Raw genomic sequence first — 18277 nt, forward strand, 5'->3', positions numbered from 1 at the left:
CAGGTCCACGACCGGTCTCAGCACCACCGCCGCACGCCACCGGGCGTGAGGTCGAGGTCGCGCAGCTCGACGGCCAGCTCGCCGCCGACGTGGGAGCACGTCCAGTCGAAGTCGCTCGCGCGGTACTCCACGGCGAGCACCCGACGGCCGTAGTGCCGCACGTAGTCCGCGCACTCCCGGTAGCGACCGCACTCCTCGGCGATCGCGAAGTCGAACCCGACGGCCCGGCCGTCCCAGCCCGCCCAGTTCTTCTGCCCGACCGCGAGCCCCTCCGCGTGCGCCCGGGCGACCAGCAGGCGGGCGTAGGCGATCGCCTGGCGCGAGGTGAGCAGACCGCGCGAGCGGGTGAAGGAGTCGAGGTTGTCCAGCTCCGCCGCGGCGTACCCCGACCGTGCGCAGCCGTGCAGCCACGTCCCGACGATCCTGGCCAGGGCCGCACGCTTGGCGCCGGTGCGCAGGTCGAGCAGCTGCTCGCCCCAGGCGGGGTCGACCACCGGGCGACCGCCCCTGCGCAGCACGAGACCCCGGCGGCGGCGCCAGAAGCCCTGCTCGTCGGGCTGGGTCTGGAACGCGTTGACGTAGCAGACGCCGTAGGTCCCGGTCAGCGGTCGCTCGCGCCGGTCGCGCACCACGATCCCGACGTGCGCCGGCACCGCGGCGGCCCCTCCGAGCTGGTAGTCGACGTCCGCGCCGACCGGCAGCGGCCGCACCCGTCCCACGGCGTACGACGGCACCCCGCCGCCCACCAGCAGCAGGACCCCCAGCAGGGCCAGCAGGGACACACCTCGACGCACCCGCCCAGGCTAGGCCCCCACCGGCCGCTCCGACCGACAACGACCGAGGCCGCCGCCCGGAGACGACTCCGGCAGCACCCGCCCTCCCACGACCCGCCCGGCCGAGCCCGTCCTTCTCGTCGGTCGAGCAGGGCCGGCAGGCCCGTCGTCGAGACCCCTGCGAGTCACCAAACATCCAGGTCAGCGGCCCTCTCGACCCGGTCGTCTTGTCGGTGGTCCCTGCCAGGATGGACCCATGAGCAGCCAGCCCCACGACGACCCGACCGGTGCCCCCGCGCACCCGCTGGTCGACCTCGTGGACCGGCTGCGCACCCGGCTGGACCGCCTCACCGGGCCAGGGGCCCGACCCGTGTGGGGCCTCACCGACCCCGAGAAGCGTCACGTCCTGGTCGAGCTCGCCGCCATCACCAATCAGCTCGACGCGGTCCGTCTCGACGTCCTGGCCGAGGCCGAGCGGACCGGCGCCACCGAGGCCTCCGGGGCACGGTCGGCCGCGGACTGGGTCGCGATCGAGACCCGGCAGCGCCGCCCCCACGCCCGCGCCGACCTCCACCTCGCCACCCAGCTAAAAGCCCACCGGCCACTGCACGACGCCGTCGCCGCCGGCGGCGTCAACACCGACCAGGCCCGCGCGATCCTCGCCAGCCTCGACCTCCTCCCCACCACCGGCGACCTCGCCGTCACCCCCGAGCAGAGGCTCGAGGCCGAGCACTGGTTGATCGGCCAGGCCGCGCACCACGACGCCACCGCCCTCCGCACCCTGGGTCGTCACCTGCTGGAGGTGATCTGCCCCGACCAGGCCGAGGAGATCGAAGGCAGGTTGTTGGAGGCCGAAGAGGCCGCCGCCGCCCGCCGGACCACCTTCACCATCCGCGAGGACGACCAAGGCACGTGTCACGGACGGTTCCGCATCCCGACCCGCCATGGCCACATGCTCGCCAAGATGCTCCAGTCCCTGACCCCGCCACCCAGCAACTCCGCAGACGTGGAGTCGCAGCCGCTGCCGGTCAGACTGGGGATCGCTTTCACCGACCTGATCGAGCGGATCCCGGCCACCGCCCTGCCCACGAGCGGCGGCGTGGGAGCGACCGTCGTGGTGACGATGACGCTGGACCAGCTCCTGGCCCGCCTCGACACCGCCGGGGTCTGCACCCTGGACACCGGCGCCCGGCTCACCGCAGCCGAGGCCAGGAGGCTGGCGGCCCGCGCCCGGGGTCGTCCCGCTCGTCCCGGGCGGGGCATCGGTGCCGCTGGACGCCGGCCGCACCCGACGTCTGTACTCCGCTCAGCAGCGGATCGCGCTGCAGCAGCGAGACCGGCACTGCACAGCGGCTGGCTGCGCCACCCCACCCGCGCTGTGCCACGCCCACCACGACCAGCCCTGGTCCACCGGCGGGCCCACCGACCTCGCCAACGGCCGATTGTTGTGCGGTCACCACCACAGGCGGGTCCACGACCCCGCGTTCCGCCACGAACGCCACCCCGACGGCACGATCCGCTTCCACCGGCGCGAGTGAGCCACCACCCCGCCCACGTCTCGAAACCGCAGGTCAGACCCGCCACGGCTGCGGCCAAGGGCCTAGCCTGCGTGGATGGGGCGGGGGAGCGAGCACTGGGAGACCATCGAGCAGGAACGGCTGGCACTGGCCGACCTGCTCGACACGCTGCTGCCGCGGCAGTGGGAGGCGCAGAGCCTGTGCGGGGGCTGGACGGTCGCGGACGTCGTCACCCACCTCGCGGGTCTGCTGACCGGGGGAGCAGCCGCGGTGGCCCGGGCCGCCGTACGTGCCCGCGGTGACCTGCACGCCGCCAACCGGGCCACCGTCGCCGCGGGCGCCGGTCGGCACCGCGCCGAGCTGGTCGAGGACCTCCGCACCCACGCCGCGTCGCACGTGCACCCGCCGGGGATGGGGTCGCGCGCGCCGCTGGCGGAGGTGATGCTGCACCGGCTCGACATCGCCGTACCCCTCGGGCTGACCGTGGACCGACCCGACGAGCCCTGGGCGCCGGTGCTCGACTTCCTGACCAGCCCGCAGGCGCGGCTCGGCTTCGTTCCGCGCGGACGGCCGCGGGTGAGCCTCGGCGCGACCGACCTGTCGTGGGCCAGCGGCGACGCGCCCGACGTCGTGGGCCCGGCCGCCTCCCTGGCCCTGGTCCTGTCGGGGCGTCCCACCGGGCTCACCTGCCTGGCGGGGCCCGGTCTGCCGACGCTCACGACCTGGGTGCGGGCCCGTGGGAACAATCCGGTGGCCTCGAGCGGTTAGACTGGATGCTGCACAACTCAAGAGGGGCTGATTGGTTTCGACTGGGGACGTTTGTCCCAGGAGAAGCGGGTCGAGAAGCCAGCGTCAACTCGTTAATGTCCGCTGGAAACCACAAGTGCCGACTCTAAGCGCACTGACTTCGCTCTCGCTGCCTGAGCAGTGACCGAAGCGTCAGACCGGGCATCCGTCCTCGTCCCGGACCCTGGCGTCATCTAGAGGACTTGCTGGTCAACTCCTGTCAGGAGGGTTGATCGGGACTTTTTCCTGACTGGGCCGGTCGGTGAGCTGTTCGTGGCAGCACCGGGGCCGAGAAAAGCGACCATCACGAACTGCACCCGGAGAAGACCTGGCACGGCGCCACAGGACGCGGGTTCGATTCCCGCCAGCTCCACCACAGCCCTCTCGATCAGGACCGCCCCGACGTCGTCGGGGCGGTCCTTCTCGTCTCCGGCGGCGGACTCGGTAGCGGTGGGGGACGTCGCGACCTCTCCTACCGCCCCTACGACTGGTCGACGGGACGGCTGGGCGCGGAACGGCGCCTGCACCTCGACGGAGGAGTCCTCGTCGAGCGTTGCTACGCGGCGCGGCTGCCCGTGGCGTGGGACTTCACGGTGTGGGTCGACGTCCCACCGGAGGTCTCCCTGGCTCGCGGGGTGGCGAGGAACCCTGCGCAGGCGGTCGTTTGGGCAGACCTCTGGTGCCCCCGCGAGGACGCCTACCTGGAGTCGCACCGACCGGACGTCCGCGCGGACGCGGTCGTGGACGGCACCGCCCCCTTCCGCTGAGGCGCGCGGTGGAGTCGGCCCCCTGCGCCTGCGTGTTGGACCCAGGGGGCCTGGGCCGAGAGGGTGGTGCACCGACCCCCCGCGGCCCTGCCCTCCTGTGCCCGGTCCCGTGCGCCGCATCCCCCCAGCGCCGCACGGACCTCGCCCACGTCGTACGCCGGACCACCCGGCCGCCGCTCGCTTGCCGGGTCGCGCATGCTGGGGCCCATGGGCCTGCACCTCGACCGCCACGACGTCCCGGGAGCACCGGCCGGCGTCGTGCTCATGCTGCACGGTGGGGCCGAGACGCCGGGCAGGATCCCGGTGACGGCGCTCTACCCGGGCTACCTGCGGGTGCGTCTGCTCCAGCGCTCGGTCCGCGGTGCCCTCGGGCGCGCGGGGCTGGCCACGTGGCTGGTCCGCAACGAGTGGACCAGCTGGGCCGCGCCGACCGCGGCCGGGGCCGGGGCGCCGGTGGCGGACGCCCTCGCCGGGCTCGAGGCCGTCCGGTCGGCGTACGGCGAGGTGCCGGTCGTGCTGGTCGGTCACTCGATGGGTGCGCGCACCGGGCTGCGGCTGGCCGACCACCCCCAGGTCGTCGGCCTGGTCGGTCTCGCGCCGTGGTTCCCCGACTCCGAGTCGGTCGACCCGCTGCGCGACCGGCACCTGGCCGTGGCCGTGAACGGCGCCGACACCGAGGTCAGCCCGCACGAGGCGCGCCTCTTCGTGGAGCGCGTCGGGGGCCTCGCCCGCAGCACGGACTTCCGACGCATCGGCGACCAGGGCCCGGGCCTGCTCGCCCACGGCATGGGGTTCCACCCGCGACGGTGGAACGACTTCGTGGTCGAGCACGCGACGCGGATGATCGGCGACGCGCGGGGCTGACGCCAGCCGCGGAAGCCCCGCCACCGGGGCCCGCGGTCGGGCAGGCTGACCCTGTGACCACGCCAGTGCCCCGCCCGGACCGAGCCACCAGTGCCTTCCGGCGCACGACGGGCCGGCGCACGACGGGCCGGCGCACGACGGGCCGGCTCGCCCGGGTGCTGACCGTCGCCGTCGTGGTGCTCGCGGCCACCGCGGCGGGCTCCGCCGGCGTCGCGAGGGCCGAGGCTGTCGGGAGGCCGCGACTGCCCCGCGTGGTCGACGCCCCCGGCACCTGGTCGAAGAACGCACCCCTCCGCGGTCCGGTGGCGGCGATCGGGATCGCGCTGCGCACCCGCCCGGTGGGCCTGCGCGGCCGACGCGAGCAGCCCGCGGCGTACGCCACCTCGGCGCGGGACGGTCGTTCGGTCTGGGTCCACCTGCCGGGCTACTCCGTCGAGCAGTCGGGGCTCGAGGGCGGCACCGCGGTGTCGCCCGACGGGCGGTGGCTGGGCTGGCGGCGCGTGCGGTCGAGCGGTGGTGCCGTGGAGCGGGAGCGCGCGGAGGGCTGGTCGGTGATGGACACCTCCACCGGGCGCGTGCGCCGCATCGACGTGCCCGACGGGAGCGCGTTCTCGCCCGTCGCCGACCTGGCCTTCTCCGGCGACTCCCGCTACCTGCTCACCACCTTCGAGCCGCCGGAGCGCGTGGGTGACCGCGGTCTCCGCGGGCACCACGCCTTCGTGGCCTGGGACGTCCGCGACGGCTCCTCGCACGTGCTGGAGCAGCCGGGACACTACTTCCTGCCTGACCTCGGGTCCGCTCCGAGCGGGGTGGTCTGGTCCCGCGGCCGCCAGGTGTTCCGCGAGGACCCGGCGACCGGCGCTCGGTCCGTGACCACCCTGACCCACCCCGTGGTCACGGCGTCGTGGGCGCCGCACGACGCCGCCTTCGCCTACATCGGGTTCTCGGGCGGCCGGGCCGCCTCGCCCTGGAGGTTGTACGCCGGTCGGACACCCGGCGAGGCGCGAGACCGGCCGATCCGTCTGCGGGGCCCGCGGGACCCGTCCCAGATCCTGGGGTGGCGCGACCGCACCCACGTCGTGGTCGGCAGCTACCAGAGCACCGTGCGTGTGGTCGACGTCGTGACGGGACGGCAGCAGGACCTCCGCGTTCTCGGCAGCGGTGACCAGCTGGACCAGCCACTGCTCGCCGCGGACCTGTGGGCGCGCCCCAGGTCGACCCCCGTCGCGCCGACCGGGACCACGGACCCGCGGGCACCCCTGTGGTGGGCGGCCGGAGGGGTCGTCGTCGCCGGTCTCGGCGTCCTCCTGGTCCGGTGGCGTCGGCGGCGCCCCGTCTGAGGTCGCCAGCGCCCCCGCGACCTCAGAGGCCCGGCTCGGCCCGGGCCGCCCGCGGTCAGCCCAGGTGGGCCGGGAGCGCGGCGTACCCGCGCAGGATCCGGGTCTCGCGACGCCGTGCGCCCTCGGCGAGGTGCAGGTCGGGGAAGCGCTCGAAGATGCCGCGCAGGCCGACCTCACCCTCCATCCGCGCGAGCGCGGCGCCGAGGCAGTAGTGCCGGCCCGAGGAGAACGACACGTGCTGGTCGGCGTTCTCACGGGCGACGTCGAAGCGGTCGGGATCGGTGAAGACGCCGGGGTCGCGGTTGGCGCCGGCCAGCAAGGTGGTGACGACCGCTCCGCGGGGCACGCGTACGCCGGAGAACTCGGTGTCGGCGACCACGGTGCGCCCCGTCAGCAGCACGGGCGGGTCGAAGCGGAGCACCTCGTCGACGGCGTTGGGCCACAGCTCGGGGCGCTCGCGCAGCAGGGCCAGCTGGTCGGGGTGCTGGTCCAGCAGGGCGATCCCGTTGCCGAGCAGGTTGACGGTGGTCTCGAAGCCGGCCGCGAGGACCAGCCCGGCGGTGGCCATCAGCTCGGCCTCGGTCAGCCCGACGCCGCGGTCGTCGCGGGCGGTGACCAGCTGGCTGAGCAGGTCGTCGCCCGGGTGGGCGCTGACGCTGCGCAGGTGACCGCGCAACCAGGTCTCGAACTCCGCCAGCGACGCCTCGGTGCGCCGGAAGCTCGACCAGCCCAGGCCGAGGTCGAGGCTGGGGGCCGCGCCCTCGCCGAAGGAGAGCACGCGGTGGCGGTCGCTCTCGGGCACGCCGAGGATCTCCGCGATCACGGTCACCGGGAGCTGGGCGCAGTAGCGCTCGACCAGCTCGACGGGCCCGGACGTCGCGGAGGAGGACAGGTCGTCGAGCAGCTGCTGCGCGATCTGCTCGGTGCGCTCGCACAGGCCCTGGACCGCCTTGACGCTGAACACCCGGGTGACCAGCCGGCGGTAGCGGGTGTGGTCCGGGGGTTCGGTGACCAGCAGCGACGGGGGCGTCAGCGGCCCGATCGGTGCCTGGTCGAAGGCCCAGGTGCTGAGCCGGGCCAGCGGGCCCGAGGCGGAGCCGAAGTCGACCCCGGCCCGCACGTCGTTGCTGGTCAGCACCTCCTTGACCACCGGCTGGGAGGCGGTGACGAAGGCGAACTTGGAGCGGTGCAGCGGCCCGTCGGCCCGGATCTCCTCGAACAGCTCCAACGGCGCGCCCTCGCTGGTGCTGGTGGCCATGATCAGCCGTCCGTGCAGGTCGCCCCGCTTGGCCGAGCCGCGGATCGCCATCCGGGGCAGGGCGTGGCCCAGGCTCCAGCGGACGGCGGCCGAGGCGTGGCCCCGGACGTCGAGGGCGCCGTGGACGCCGTGGACGGCCGACCGGGCCGTGGCGGTGACCTGGGACTGGAGGCTCATGGGACGCGGCTCCTCACCGTGGAGTTGGATACCGCTCGGTATCCGATACTTTCCGGTATCCTAGACCCGTGTCGACGACGGATCCAGTGGTCCCGCGGGCTGGGCAGCGCCGGCGCCCCTCGCGCGAGGAGGTGCGCCAGTCCCTGCTGGACGCCGCCGCGCGGGTCTTCGCCCGGCAGGGCATCGACGCGGCCAGCGTGGACGACGTGGCCGCGGACGCGGGCTTCACCAAGGGGGCCGTCTACAGCAACTTCGGCAGCAAGGACGCGCTCGTGGCGGCCCTGGTCGAGGACCGCGTGTCGGCGTACCTGGAGCTGGGTCTCGAGGCGGTCGCCGACCCCGCTCTCTCCCTGACCGAGCGCGCCCACGCCCTGGGTGACCGGCTCACCCGGGCCGGGGACGAGCAGCGCGACTGGCACCTGCTCTTCCTCGAGCTGTGGCAGCGGGCGGTGCGCAGCGGCAGCCTGGACGGGGTCTTCCTCGAGCGCCGGCGCGAGCTGCACGCCGCGGTCACCCTGGCGATCGAGGGCCACCTGGCCGAGACCCGCTCAGGTGGTACGCCGGGTGCGGGGGGCGGGCAGCCGGCGTCGACCTTCGCCCCGGCCGAGCTGGCGACCCTGCTGATGGGGCTGGCCAACGGGTTCGCCCTCGAGCGGCTGGTGGATCCGGCGAGCGTGCCCGACGACCTGTTCGGGCGGGTGCTGGCCACGGTGATGGCCGGCTGATCCGCGCCGGTCCGTCCACACGCCGGGATTCGTCCCCCGGCTCCTCCTGCGCGTTATGCTGGCCGAGCACCTGTCACCGAGCCCGCGCTCGTCGAGCGTCCGGGCACCCGGGTCGTCAGGTGGGGCGACGTCGCACCAGCCGATCGACGCCCCCGTCTCACCCGGCCACGCCGCCCCGTCCCGGGGTGGACGGGCCGCCCCCCACCTGCCGTCGGCTGCTCGCCCGGCGGAGAGTCAGAGGAGGAGCTGCGTTGGCTCGTCGCGAACGCCGTCGCACCGGGAACGCCCCCCGGACCGCCCCGCGCGGCAACGGCCAGCACCGCCGGGGTCGAGACCTGGACAACGAGGGCATCATCCCGGTCCTGGCCCGCGCCGTGCGCGAGGTCGAGACCGTGGCCCAGCGCGGCCCGGTCAAGCACGTCGCCCGGGTGAAGTTCCAGGTCGTGGCCCTGCTCGTGCGCGAGGAGCGGGCCCGCCTCAAGGTCGCGACCGGGATCTCGGAGTCCCAGCGCGCCGAGCAGCTCAAGCGGCTCGACGGCATCGCCACGATCCTGGCCAAGACCACCGCGCGCGACACCACGCTGCTGGCGCTGCTGGCCGAGGACGCCGTGGTGGGCGACGCGGCCAAGGCGATGAAGCGCGAGATGGTCGCCTCCGCCGGGCTCGAGGCCCCCGAGGAGGTCGAGGAGGAGGACGTCGAGGACGACCACGACGCCGCCCACGACCGCCGGGTGCTGCCCGCCTCGGTCGTGGCACGCCAGCTCGCCAACCCCTTCCTGGTGCCCGACTTCTCCAACGTGGACCGCGAGGTGCAGCCGCGACTGCTGGCCACCTGGGAGCTGCTCGGCCCGCTGTTCCGCTCCTTCGAGGAGGTCACCAGCGGTGCGACCTCCTGCATGGAGCTGCCCGAGCCGACCTCGCTGCGCGCGCCCGGCGGCCACGAGCTGATGCGTCACCAGGCCCAGGTCGTGGAGGCGGCCCGCGAGGGGCACCGCACCTTCCTGCTGGCCGACGAGCCGGGCCTGGGCAAGACCGCGCAGGCGCTGCTGGCCGCCCAGGCCGCGCACGCCTTCCCGCTGCTCGTCGTGGTGCCCAACGTGGTGAAGACCAACTGGGCCCGCGAGGCCGGCATCTGGACGCCGCGCCACCCCGCCACGGTCATCCACGGCGACGGCCTCGACATCGACGGCTTCGCCGACATCGTGATCGTCAACTACGAGGTGCTCGACCGCCACGTCGGCTGGTTGGGCGACCTCGGCTTCCGCGGGATGGTCGTCGACGAGGCGCACTTCATCAAGAACAAGACCTCCCAGCGCTCCCAGCACGTGCTCCAGCTCGCCGACCGCGTCCGCGCCCGTGTCGGCAGCCCGCTGATGATGGCCCTGACCGGCACGCCGCTGATCAACGACATCGAGGACTTCCGCGCCATCTGGCAGTTCCTGGGCTGGATCGACGAGAAGAAGCCCCGCGCGGAGCTGATGGAGTCCCTCGAGGACAACGGCCTGACCCCGGCCGACCGCGGCTTCTACCGCGCGGCCCGCGAGAGCGTGATCGACCTGGGCATCGTGCGTCGGCGCAAGGTCGACGTCGCCTCTGACATCCCGGCCCGTCGCGTCGCCGACATCCCGGTCGAGCTCGACGCCGACGTCGCCCGCTCGATCCGCGAGGCCGAGCGCGAGCTGGCCCGTCGGATGGTGCAGCGCTACGAGAGCGCCCTGGCCACCCGCTCGGCCGGCGTCACGGTCGAGGGCATCGACCACGAGCTCGTGCGCCGCGTGGCGACCTGGGAGCGCGAGGACACCTCGACGACCGGCGGCAGCGAGGAGAACGTCTTCCAGATGATGCGGCGCATCGGCCAGGCCAAGGCCGGGCTCGCCGCCGACTACGCCGCCCAGCTGGCCCGCAACGTGGGCAAGGTCGTCTTCTTCGCCAAGCACATCGACGTCATGGACGTCGCGGAGGAGACCTTCGCCAGGCGGGGGCTGCGCTACTCCTCCATCCGCGGCGACCAGACGCCCAAGTCGCGCGAGGCCAACATCGAGGCCTTCCTGCACGACCCCGACGTCGCCGTGGTGGTCTGCTCGCTCACCGCCGCGGGCGTCGGCCTGAACCTGCAGGTCGCCTCCAACGTGGTGCTGGCCGAGCTGTCCTGGACCGATGCCGAGCAGACCCAGGCGATCGACCGGATCCACCGCATCGGCCAGGAGCAGCCGGTCACCGCGTGGCGGATCATCGCCGCGCAGACGATCGACACCAAGATCGCCGAGCTGATCGACTCCAAGGCGGCCCTGGCCGCGCGGGCGCTCGACGGCTCCGACGCGGAGGTGTCGTCCTCGGCCGACATCCAGCTCGAGGCCCTGGTGGCGCTGCTCACCGAGGCGCTCACCGAGGACACCCCGGCGTCCGCCCTGGTCGTGGGTCTCTAGCCGCTCGCGCCCCCGGACTCGTGGACCAGGCGGTCGAGCACGGCCCGCAGGGGTGACCAGCGCTCACGACCGCGACGGGTGACGGCGTACGCCGTGAGCACGACGCCGGGCCCGGGCAGCGGCAGCACGCGTACGCCGGGGCGCGGCACGGTGTCGCGCGGGAGCAGGCCGATCCCCAGGCCGGCCACGACCAGCTCCTGCACCAGGTCGAGGCTGTCGATGGAGTGGGCGAACCACGGCTCGAAGCCGACCATCGCGGCCAGGGTGCGCACGGCCTCCTCGTCGGCGGTGTTGCGCGAGTTCACGATCCACGGCCGCTGCCCCCAGGCCGCCAGGTCGGTCGCCGACGTGCCGGGGTCGAGCTCGGCCTCCGGCACGCCCAGGCCCCACTCGGTGCGCCACAGCGGCTCGCGGACCAGCAGCGGACCCGGAGGAGCGGGGGCGAGGTCGTAGTCGTAGGTCAGGGCCAGGTCGAGGTCGTCGTCGGCCAGGCGTCGCACGGCCTCGAGCGGCTCGTACTCGCTGACCAGCACCTCGATCGCCGGGTGGGTCTCGCGCAGGCCCGCCACCACCGGCAGCAGCGAGCGTCGTACGCCGGTCGCGAACCCGCCGACGCGCACCGTCCCGGCCGGCTCGGCTTCGGGATCCAGGTCGCGCTCGGCCGCCTCGACGGCCGCCAGGATCTCGACGGCGTGCTCGGCCAGCCGCCGCCCCGCCGGGGTGAGCCGGACGCCACGGCCCTCGCGCTCCACCAGCTCGGCCCCGGTCTCGCGGGCCAGGGCCGCGATCTGCTGGGAGACCGTGGAGGTGGTCAGGGCGTGGGTGTCGGCGACCTCGCGCATCGAGCCCAGGCGCGACAGCTCGAGCAGCAGGTGGAGGCGTCGGGTGTCCATGCCCCCATCATCCACGATTCGTGAACGGATGATTCGTCATCTTCACGTGGACGCCGATGGTTGTCGGTCGTCTACTAGACCCATGAGCGCGTCCACCTTCCTCACCTCCCGCGCGGCCACGCGGGGCAACCCGGCCCGCGACGGGATGGCCATGGCCGTCACCTCCATGCTCTGCGTGCAGGTCGGGCTGGCCCTGTCGATCGGCCTCTTCGACCGGCTGGGCCCCGAGGGTGCCGGCTGGGTGCGGCTGGTCTGGGCCGGCGTGCTGATGCTGGCGCTGGGCCGTCCCTGGCGCCTGCGGCTGTCGCGCCGGGCGCTGGCCGCCGCCACGGGGCTCGGGGTCGGCATCGCCGGGCTCAGCCTGCTGTTCATGGCCGCCGTGGCCCGACTCCCGCTCGGCACCGCCAGCGCCGTGGAGTTCCTCGGCCCGCTGTCCATCGCCGTGCTGCACGGCCGTGGTCGCCACCGGTTCACCTGGCCGCTGCTGGCCGGGGCCGGCGTGGTCCTGCTCACCCGGCCCTGGACCGGCGAGGCCGACCCGGTCGGGCTGGCGTTCGCCCTGGCCGCGGCGGTCTGCTGGGCGGCGTACATCGTGCTCTCCCAGCGGGTGGGCGACGAGATCGCCGGCATCCGCGGCCTGGCCGTCGCGATGCCGGTCGCGGCCGTGGTGGCCACCGTCGCCGTCGGCCCGGCGAGCCTGGAGCGGATGACCCCCGACCTGTGGCTGGTCGGCCTGGCCCTGGCCGTCCTGATGCCGGTCGTCCCGTTCGCCCTGGAGATGCTCGCCCTCCAGCGGCTGACCACGGCCGCCTTCGGGACCCTGATGAGCCTGGAGCCCGCGGTGGCGCTGCTCGTCGGTGCGCTGCTGCTGGGCCAGGTGCCCGGACCGGTCGCGGTGCTCGGGATGGTCCTCGTGGTGGCGGCCGGCATCGGCGCCGAGCGGGGCGGTGGCCGCCCGGACCCCGTCGATCCCGCCGGTCCGGGGGACCTCGTGCCCGAGGCGCCGGAGACCCTGCCCGGGCCCGCGGACCTGGTGCGCGCCTGCTGAGAACGCGCGCGTGAGGTGGGGCCTGCCGGGTACACATGGCCCATGGCACTTCGACACACCGCGCCCCGTGACGACATCGACGAGGCCGACCTGCGCGTCGAGCGTCGCAAGCACGCCGCCGCCGGCGTGACCGCCGTGGCGGTCTCCATGCGACGCACGATCGAGAACATGGGCTTCTCCCGCACGGCCCGCACCCTGCTCAAGCTCAACCAGGCCGAGGGCTTCGACTGCCAGGGGTGCGCCTGGCCCGACCCCGACCCGAGCGACCGCAAGGTGGCGGAGTTCTGCGAGAACGGCGCCAAGGCCGTGGCCGAGGAGGCCACCCGCACCCACGTCCACCGCAGCTTCTTCGAGCAGCACCCGATCGCGGAGCTGGCGAAGCACACCGACTACTGGCTGGGCCAGCAGGGCCGGATCATGCACCCGATGGTGCGCAGGGCCGGCGGCACGCACTACGAGCCGATCTCCTGGCCCGACGCGTTCGAGCTGATCGGCTCCCACCTGCGCGGGCTGGCCGACCCCGACGAGGCGATCTTCTACACCTCCGGCAAGGCCAGCAACGAGGCGGCGTACACCTACCAGCTGCTCGCCCGCGCCTACGGCACGAACAACCTGCCCGACTGCTCGAACATGTGCCACGAGTCGACCTCGGTCGCCCTGGCCGAGACGATCGGCATCGGCAAGGGGTCGGTCAGCCTCGAGGACGTGCACACCGCCGAGCTGATCGTGATCAGCGGCCAGAACCCCGGCACCAACCACCCGCGGATGCTCACCGCGCTCGAGGTGGCCAAGGGCAACGGCGCCAAGATCCTCTCGATCAACCCGCTGCCCGAGGCCGGGCTGATGCGGTTCAAGAACCCCCAGAACGTCCGCGGCGTCGTCGCCGACGGCACCGGCCTGTCCGACCTGCACCTGGCCGTCGGCATCAACGGCGACCTCGCCCTGTGGCAGGGGATCGCCTCGCTGATCCTGGCCGCCGAGGAGGCCGCCGGCAACGACGGCAGCGTGCTGGACCGCGACTTCATCGAGCGCAGCACCGTGGGCTTCGAGGAGTGGGCCGCCGAGATCCGCACCGTCGACTGGGACGCCATCGAGAAGGCCACCACCCTGACCCGCGCCCAGATCGGCGAGGCCGCCGACATGCTGCTGGCCTCGAAGGCGACCGTGCACTGCTGGGCGATGGGGATCACCCAGCACCGCAACTCCGTGGGCACCATCAAGGAGTTCGTCAACGTCGCCCTGATGCAGGGCAACATCGGCAAGCCCGGCGCCGGCCTGTGCCCCGTGCGCGGCCACTCCAACGTCCAGGGCGACCGCACCATGGGCATCTGGGAGAAGGTCCCCGACCACTTCATCGACGCCCTCGAGGGGGAGTACTCCTTCACCCTCAAGCGCGAGCACGGCCTCGACACCGTCGACTCCATCCGGGCGCTGCGCGACGGCAAGGCCAAGGTGTTCGTCTCCCTCGGCGGCAACTTCGTCTCCGCCGCCCCCGACACCGTGGTCACCGAGGCCGCGATGGAGAAGGCCGAGCTGACGGTGGCGATCTCCACCAAGCTCAACCGCACCCACGTCCGACCCGGCACCACCGCGCTGATCCTCCCGGCGCTGGGGCGCAGCGAGAAGGACATGACCGGCGGCGTCGACCAGCGCGTCACCGTCGAGGACTCGATGTCGGCCGTGCACGCCTCGCGCGGTCCGCTCAAGCCAGCCGGGCCGCACCTGCGCTCGGAGGTCGACATCATCTGCTCGATCGCCGAGGCCACCCTGGGCACCGACGGTCCGGTGCCGTGGGCGTCGTACCGCGCCGACTACGCCAACATCCGCCACGCGGTCTCCCGCGTCGTCCCAGGCTGCGAGGCCTACGACGAGAAGGTGCAGCGCCCCGGGGGCTTCGTGCTCCCGCACCCGCCGCGCGACACCCGCACCTTCCCCACCAAGGAGGAGAAGGCGGTCTTCACCGCCGTCCCGATGAGCGTGCTCCAGGTGCCCGAGGGGCGCCTGGCGCTGCAGACCCTGCGCAGCCACGACCAGTTCAACACCACGATCTACGGCCTCTCCGACCGCTACCGCGGCATCGAGGGCGGTCGCCGCGTGATCTTCCTGCACCGCGACGACATCCGTGACCTCGGCTTCTCCAACGGCGACCTCGTGGACATCATCAGCGAGTGGGAGGACGGCACCGAGCGCACGGTGCCGTCGTTCCGGATCGTCGAGTACGACACCCCCCGCGGCTCCGCGGCGTCGTACTACCCCGAGGCCAGCCCGTTGGTGCCGCTCGACTCCTCGGCCGAGGGCAGCAACTGCCCGACCTCCAAGGGCGTCATCGTCCGGCTCGAGAGGGCCACCCGGAGCAGCGCCGGGTCCGACGGCAACGGCGACCCGGTGGGCTCCGACGCGGGGCACGTGTCCGACGTGCAGCCCGACCAGCTCAGCTGAGCGGGTCCGCGCCCGTGACCCCGGCCTCTCCTGTCGCGAAGCCCTGCGTGTTCTGCGCGGTGGCGGCGGGGGAGGCCGAGGCGTCGGTGGCGTGGTCCGACGACGACTTCGTGGCCTTCCTCGACGTCCGCCCGCTCTTCAAGGGCCACGTCCTGCTCGTCCCGCGCGAGCACGTCGTGACGCTGCCCGAGCTGCCCGACCGGCTACGCGACCCGTTCCTGGCGGCCGCGCAGCGCCTGGCCACCGCCATGGTGGAGGGGCTCGGTGCGCAGGGCTCCTTCGTGGCGATGAACAACACCGTCTCCCAGTCGGTGCCGCACCTGCACTGCCACGTCGTGCCCCGCACGAAGGGCGACGGGCTCCGCGGCTTCTTCTGGCCCCGCACGACGTACGCCGACACCGCCGACCGGGACTCCTGGGCCGAGCGGATCGCGGCCGCACTACAGTGACCGGCGAGTAACCACAGCTTTCGAGCAACCGACAAGGCTTCGAGGAAGGACTGACCTGATGGGTCGTTTCGACGGACGGGTAGCAATCGTCACGGGCTCCGCGCGAGGGATCGGCGCCGCCATCGCCAAGCGCTTCGCCGACGAGGGGGCCGCCGTCGCGGTGCTCGACCTCGACGAGGAGCTGGCCTCCGCCACGGCCGCCGGTCTCGGTGGCGAGGCGAAGGCGATCGGCGTGGGCTGCAACGTCTCCGACGGCGCCTCGGTCGAGGCCGCGGTCGCGCGCGTGATCGAGGAGCTGGGCGGGGTGCACATCCTGGTCAACAACGCCGGCATCACCCGCGACAACCTGCTGTTCAAGATGTCCGAGGAGGACTGGGACTCGGTCATGGGGGTCCACCTCAAGGGTGCGTTCTTGATGACCAAGGCCGTCCAGAAGACCTTCGTGGACCAGAAGTACGGCAAGATCGTCGGGCTCTCGAGCGTCTCGGCCAACGGCAACCGCGGCCAGGCCAACTACTCCGCGGCCAAGGCGGGCGTGCAGGGCTTCACCCGCACCCTGGCCCTGGAGCTGGGCAAGTTCGGCGTCAACGCCAACGCGATCGCGCCGGGCTTCATCGCCACCGAGATGACCGACGACACCGCGCGCCGGGTCGGGATGAGCGTCGAGGACTTCCGCGCGGCCGCGGCCGACCGCAACCCGGTCAAGCGCGTCGGCTTCCCCGAGGACATCGCGGCTGCCGCGGCGTTCCTGTGCTCCGACGAGGCGTCGTACATCACCGGCCAGACGCTGTACGTCGACGGTGGCGCCAAGATCTGATCGACCGGATCCGATCCGCACACCTCCACCTGCGCGACACGGCGGGCCTGCCCTCCTGGGCGGGCCCGCCTTGGCATGCTGACGCCCATGCACGAGTCCCTTTCGACCGCCCGACGGGCGCGAGCGGCCGCGGCGATCGCGGCGGCGACGATCTGCTCGCTGACCCTCGCGGCGTGCGGTGGCGGAACCACGACCACGGTCCGCAAGCCCGACTCCCAGCCGGTCACGGGCGGGGCGAAGCTCGCGGCGCTGTGGCCGCTGACCGGGGAGCCCGTGCGCGGCTCGACGCCCGACCGGCCGGTGCTGGTCACCAAGATCGACAACACCGCCCGCAGCGCCCCCCAGGTCGGGCTCGGCAAGGCCGACCTGATCACCGAGGAGCTCGTGGAGGGCGGGGCCACCCGGCTCGCGGTGTTCTTCTACCAGCAGCTCCCGTCGGTGGCCGGTCCCGTGCGCTCGATGCGGGCCTCCGACATCGGCATCGTGTCCCCGGCCCACGCCGTGGTGGTCTCCAGCGGGGCCGCGCCGGCGACCCTGGCCCGCCTGCGTGCGGCCGGCGTGCCCTTCTTCGACGACGAGATCGCGCCCTCGTCGTACTACCGCGACACGGCCCGCACGATCCCCTACAACCTGATGGTCCGGCCCCCCTCGATCGCGGCCCGCTCGCGGGCCAGGGCCGTGGTGCCCGCCAGCTACCTGCCGTGGGGCAGCGAGAAGAGCTGGCCGGGCGGGCCCAGGGCCACCCGGCTCGACGCGGTGTTCAGCCCCGACCACACCACCAGCTGGCGCTGGAACGGTCGCAGGTACGTCAACGACAACACCTTCGCCGCCCCCGGCGACCGGTTCCAGCCCGACACGGTGATCGTCGTCCGGGTCCGCGAGGGTGACGCGGGTTACCTCGACCCGGCGGGCAACCGGGTGCCCGAGACCCTGTGGACCGGGCGCGGCGCCGTGATGGTGCTCCACCGTGGCCAGGTCGTGCGCGGCACCTGGACCAAGACCTCGCGCACCGCGCCCGTGAAGTTCCGCACCGCCGCCGGGCCCCTGGAGATCCCGGCCGGCCACGTGTGGGTCGAGCTGGTCCCGGTGGACTCCGCCGGCGGACGGGTCGCCCTGACCCGGTGAGCACCGGCCGGCCCCCGGAGCCGCCGTGAGCCGCCGGGAGTCGGGGGAGGGGGAGCCTGGTCAGGGAGCGGTCGGCAGGTCGGGGTCGGTGAGCCCCACGCCCTGCTCGGCCAGGGTGCGCAGCCCCAGCAGGATGAACCCGATGGCGGCCTCGATGCGGGCCACGGCCAGCGCGGGGTCCTCGGCCGCTGACACGCTCTGGCCGGCGGCGCTCATCGCGCCGAAGAAGATCCGGCTGAAGGTCGCCCTCATCGGCTCGTCCAGGGTCGAGGTGGAGGCCTCGAGGACCGAGCCGACCACCTCCTGCACGATGCCGTACGCCGAGCGCTCCTCCTGCTCGCGGAAGCGCTCGTGGCCCAGCACGGCCGGGCCGTCGTGCATGACCACCTGCTGGTAGGCGGGCTCCTGGACCACGGCGAGGAACGCCCGGAGCGCGGCCTGCGCCTTGAGCCAGGGGTCGTCGTGGGTGCGGGCCACCGCCGCGATCCGCGCGGCGGCGTCGTCCTGCACCGCGGTGAAGACCGCGTCGAAGACGGCCTGCTTGCCGCTGAAGTGGTGGTAGAGCGCGCCCTTGGTGACGTCGGCGCCGGCGGTGATCTGGTCGAGGCTGGTCGCCCGGAAGCCGTGCTCGGTGAACAGCTGCGTCGCCACCTCGAGCAGCGTCCCCTTGGTGGCGGCCGAGAACCGAGCCCGGCGCCCGCTGCCCGGGACCTTGGGCACCTTGGGCAGCGACGGCAGCAGCCGCTCCGCCTGCTTCCGTCCGGTCATCGGGTCAGCGTAGTGCTGCGCGTCACTGCGCTGTGGGTGACGTCACCAGCCAGGTGCGGGATCGGACGTACCGGACGGCATACCATGGGTACGTACCTCCAGTAC

16 protein-coding genes and 1 other RNA gene are annotated in these 18277 nt (G+C 73.5%); 12 read left to right on the forward strand and 5 right to left on the reverse strand.

The window, feature by feature from the left end:
* Nucleotides 1-17: 17 nt before the first annotated feature.
* Nucleotides 18-794 carry an endo alpha-1,4 polygalactosaminidase gene (locus ACYVDA_RS07375; protein ID WP_460816653.1) on the reverse strand — a complete coding sequence of 259 codons (777 nt, stop codon included), beginning with the start codon at nt 792-794 and terminating at the stop codon, nt 18-20.
* A gap of 565 nt (nt 795-1359) precedes the next feature.
* On the reverse strand, nt 1360-1719 hold the full coding sequence (locus ACYVDA_RS07380; RefSeq protein WP_460816655.1) for a hypothetical protein: 360 nt from the start codon (nt 1717-1719) through the stop codon (nt 1360-1362).
* A gap of 319 nt (nt 1720-2038) precedes the next feature.
* Here ACYVDA_RS07380 and ACYVDA_RS07385 point away from each other — a divergent pair, with 319 nt between their 5' ends.
* From ACYVDA_RS07385 to ACYVDA_RS07405, 5 genes are all read left to right on the forward strand, one after another.
* Nucleotides 2039-2311, forward strand: a complete 273-nt coding sequence (locus tag ACYVDA_RS07385; protein ID WP_460816658.1) for an HNH endonuclease signature motif containing protein — start codon at nt 2039-2041, stop codon at nt 2309-2311.
* 75 nt (nt 2312-2386) lie between these two features.
* Complete coding sequence (locus tag ACYVDA_RS07390) at nt 2387-3058, forward strand: maleylpyruvate isomerase family mycothiol-dependent enzyme (RefSeq protein WP_460816661.1); 672 nt, start codon at nt 2387-2389, stop codon at nt 3056-3058.
* A gap of 23 nt (nt 3059-3081) precedes the next feature.
* Nucleotides 3082-3452, forward strand: a transfer-messenger RNA (tmRNA) gene (gene ssrA, locus ACYVDA_RS07395).
* 598 nt (nt 3453-4050) lie between these two features.
* The gene (locus tag ACYVDA_RS07400) at nt 4051-4707 is read left to right on the forward strand and encodes a serine aminopeptidase domain-containing protein (RefSeq protein WP_460816664.1); all 657 of its coding nucleotides are present in this window, start codon (nt 4051-4053) and stop codon (nt 4705-4707) included.
* Nucleotides 4708-4760: 53 nt separating this feature from the next.
* Nucleotides 4761-6047: a hypothetical protein gene (locus ACYVDA_RS07405; RefSeq protein ID WP_460816666.1), complete on the forward strand. Its 1287-nt coding sequence runs from the start codon at nt 4761-4763 to the stop codon at nt 6045-6047.
* A 55-nt stretch (nt 6048-6102) separates the two neighbouring features.
* On the opposite strand, the gene ACYVDA_RS07410 is transcribed toward ACYVDA_RS07405, so the two are convergent.
* Nucleotides 6103-7482, reverse strand: a complete 1380-nt coding sequence (locus ACYVDA_RS07410; RefSeq protein WP_460816669.1) for a cytochrome P450 — start codon at nt 7480-7482, stop codon at nt 6103-6105.
* A gap of 68 nt (nt 7483-7550) precedes the next feature.
* Between ACYVDA_RS07410 and ACYVDA_RS07415 the strand changes: the two genes are divergently transcribed.
* Together ACYVDA_RS07415 and ACYVDA_RS07420 are read left to right on the forward strand one after the other, a co-directional pair.
* Nucleotides 7551-8207: a TetR/AcrR family transcriptional regulator gene (locus tag ACYVDA_RS07415; RefSeq protein ID WP_460816671.1), complete on the forward strand. Its 657-nt coding sequence runs from the start codon at nt 7551-7553 to the stop codon at nt 8205-8207.
* A 251-nt stretch (nt 8208-8458) separates the two neighbouring features.
* Entirely contained in the window at nt 8459-10633 is a 2175-nt protein-coding gene (locus tag ACYVDA_RS07420; protein WP_460816673.1) for a DEAD/DEAH box helicase, read from the forward strand.
* Here the strand turns inward: ACYVDA_RS07420 and ACYVDA_RS07425 are convergent.
* Nucleotides 10630-11526, reverse strand: a complete 897-nt coding sequence (locus ACYVDA_RS07425; RefSeq protein ID WP_460816675.1) for a LysR family transcriptional regulator — start codon at nt 11524-11526, stop codon at nt 10630-10632. The two genes, ACYVDA_RS07420 and ACYVDA_RS07425, sit on opposite strands and share 4 nt — an antisense overlap.
* Nucleotides 11527-11608: 82 nt before the next feature.
* Here ACYVDA_RS07425 and ACYVDA_RS07430 point away from each other — a divergent pair, with 82 nt between their 5' ends.
* The 5 genes from ACYVDA_RS07430 to ACYVDA_RS07450 all read left to right on the forward strand — a co-directional run bounded on the left by ACYVDA_RS07430 (nt 11609) and on the right by ACYVDA_RS07450 (nt 17404).
* Complete coding sequence (locus ACYVDA_RS07430) at nt 11609-12574, forward strand: EamA family transporter (RefSeq protein ID WP_460816677.1); 966 nt, start codon at nt 11609-11611, stop codon at nt 12572-12574.
* 42 nt (nt 12575-12616) lie between these two features.
* The gene (locus tag ACYVDA_RS07435; protein ID WP_460816679.1) at nt 12617-15013 is read left to right on the forward strand and encodes an FdhF/YdeP family oxidoreductase; all 2397 of its coding nucleotides are present in this window, start codon (nt 12617-12619) and stop codon (nt 15011-15013) included.
* A 47-nt stretch (nt 15014-15060) separates the two neighbouring features.
* The gene (locus ACYVDA_RS07440; protein WP_460816681.1) at nt 15061-15462 is read left to right on the forward strand and encodes an HIT family protein; all 402 of its coding nucleotides are present in this window, start codon (nt 15061-15063) and stop codon (nt 15460-15462) included.
* Between the two features lie 58 nt (nt 15463-15520).
* A complete protein-coding gene (gene fabG / locus ACYVDA_RS07445) occupies nt 15521-16279 on the forward strand; it encodes a 3-oxoacyl-ACP reductase FabG (RefSeq protein WP_460816684.1) in 759 nt (252 codons plus the stop codon).
* An 87-nt stretch (nt 16280-16366) separates the two neighbouring features.
* Complete coding sequence (locus ACYVDA_RS07450) at nt 16367-17404, forward strand: DUF3048 domain-containing protein (protein WP_460816687.1); 1038 nt, start codon at nt 16367-16369, stop codon at nt 17402-17404.
* Between the two features lie 60 nt (nt 17405-17464).
* Here the strand turns inward: ACYVDA_RS07450 and ACYVDA_RS07455 are convergent, their stop codons facing one another.
* Nucleotides 17465-18172: a TetR/AcrR family transcriptional regulator gene (locus tag ACYVDA_RS07455; protein WP_460816689.1), complete on the reverse strand. Its 708-nt coding sequence runs from the start codon at nt 18170-18172 to the stop codon at nt 17465-17467.
* Between the last annotated feature and the right edge of the window lie 105 nt (nt 18173-18277).

This window comes from Nocardioides korecus (assembly GCF_054778395.1).

Excerpts from the sequence above, each read along its gene's own strand:
- ACYVDA_RS07380 (WP_460816655.1), bottom strand. The coding sequence starts at position 1,719 with ATGGCGGGTCGGGATGCGGAACCGTCCGTGACACGTGCCTTGGTCGTC.
- ACYVDA_RS07390 (WP_460816661.1), top strand. The coding sequence starts at position 2,387 with ATGGGGCGGGGGAGCGAGCACTGGGAGACCATCGAGCAGGAACGGCTG.
- ACYVDA_RS07400 (WP_460816664.1), top strand. The coding sequence starts at position 4,051 with ATGGGCCTGCACCTCGACCGCCACGACGTCCCGGGAGCACCGGCCGGC.
- ACYVDA_RS07410 (WP_460816669.1), bottom strand. The coding sequence starts at position 7,482 with ATGAGCCTCCAGTCCCAGGTCACCGCCACGGCCCGGTCGGCCGTCCAC.
- ACYVDA_RS07425 (WP_460816675.1), bottom strand. The coding sequence starts at position 11,526 with ATGGACACCCGACGCCTCCACCTGCTGCTCGAGCTGTCGCGCCTGGGC.
- ACYVDA_RS07430 (WP_460816677.1), top strand. The coding sequence starts at position 11,609 with ATGAGCGCGTCCACCTTCCTCACCTCCCGCGCGGCCACGCGGGGCAAC.
- ACYVDA_RS07435 (WP_460816679.1), top strand. The coding sequence starts at position 12,617 with ATGGCACTTCGACACACCGCGCCCCGTGACGACATCGACGAGGCCGAC.
- fabG (WP_460816684.1), top strand. The coding sequence starts at position 15,521 with ATGGGTCGTTTCGACGGACGGGTAGCAATCGTCACGGGCTCCGCGCGA.
- ACYVDA_RS07450 (WP_460816687.1), top strand. The coding sequence starts at position 16,367 with ATGCACGAGTCCCTTTCGACCGCCCGACGGGCGCGAGCGGCCGCGGCG.
- ACYVDA_RS07455 (WP_460816689.1), bottom strand. The coding sequence starts at position 18,172 with ATGACCGGACGGAAGCAGGCGGAGCGGCTGCTGCCGTCGCTGCCCAAG.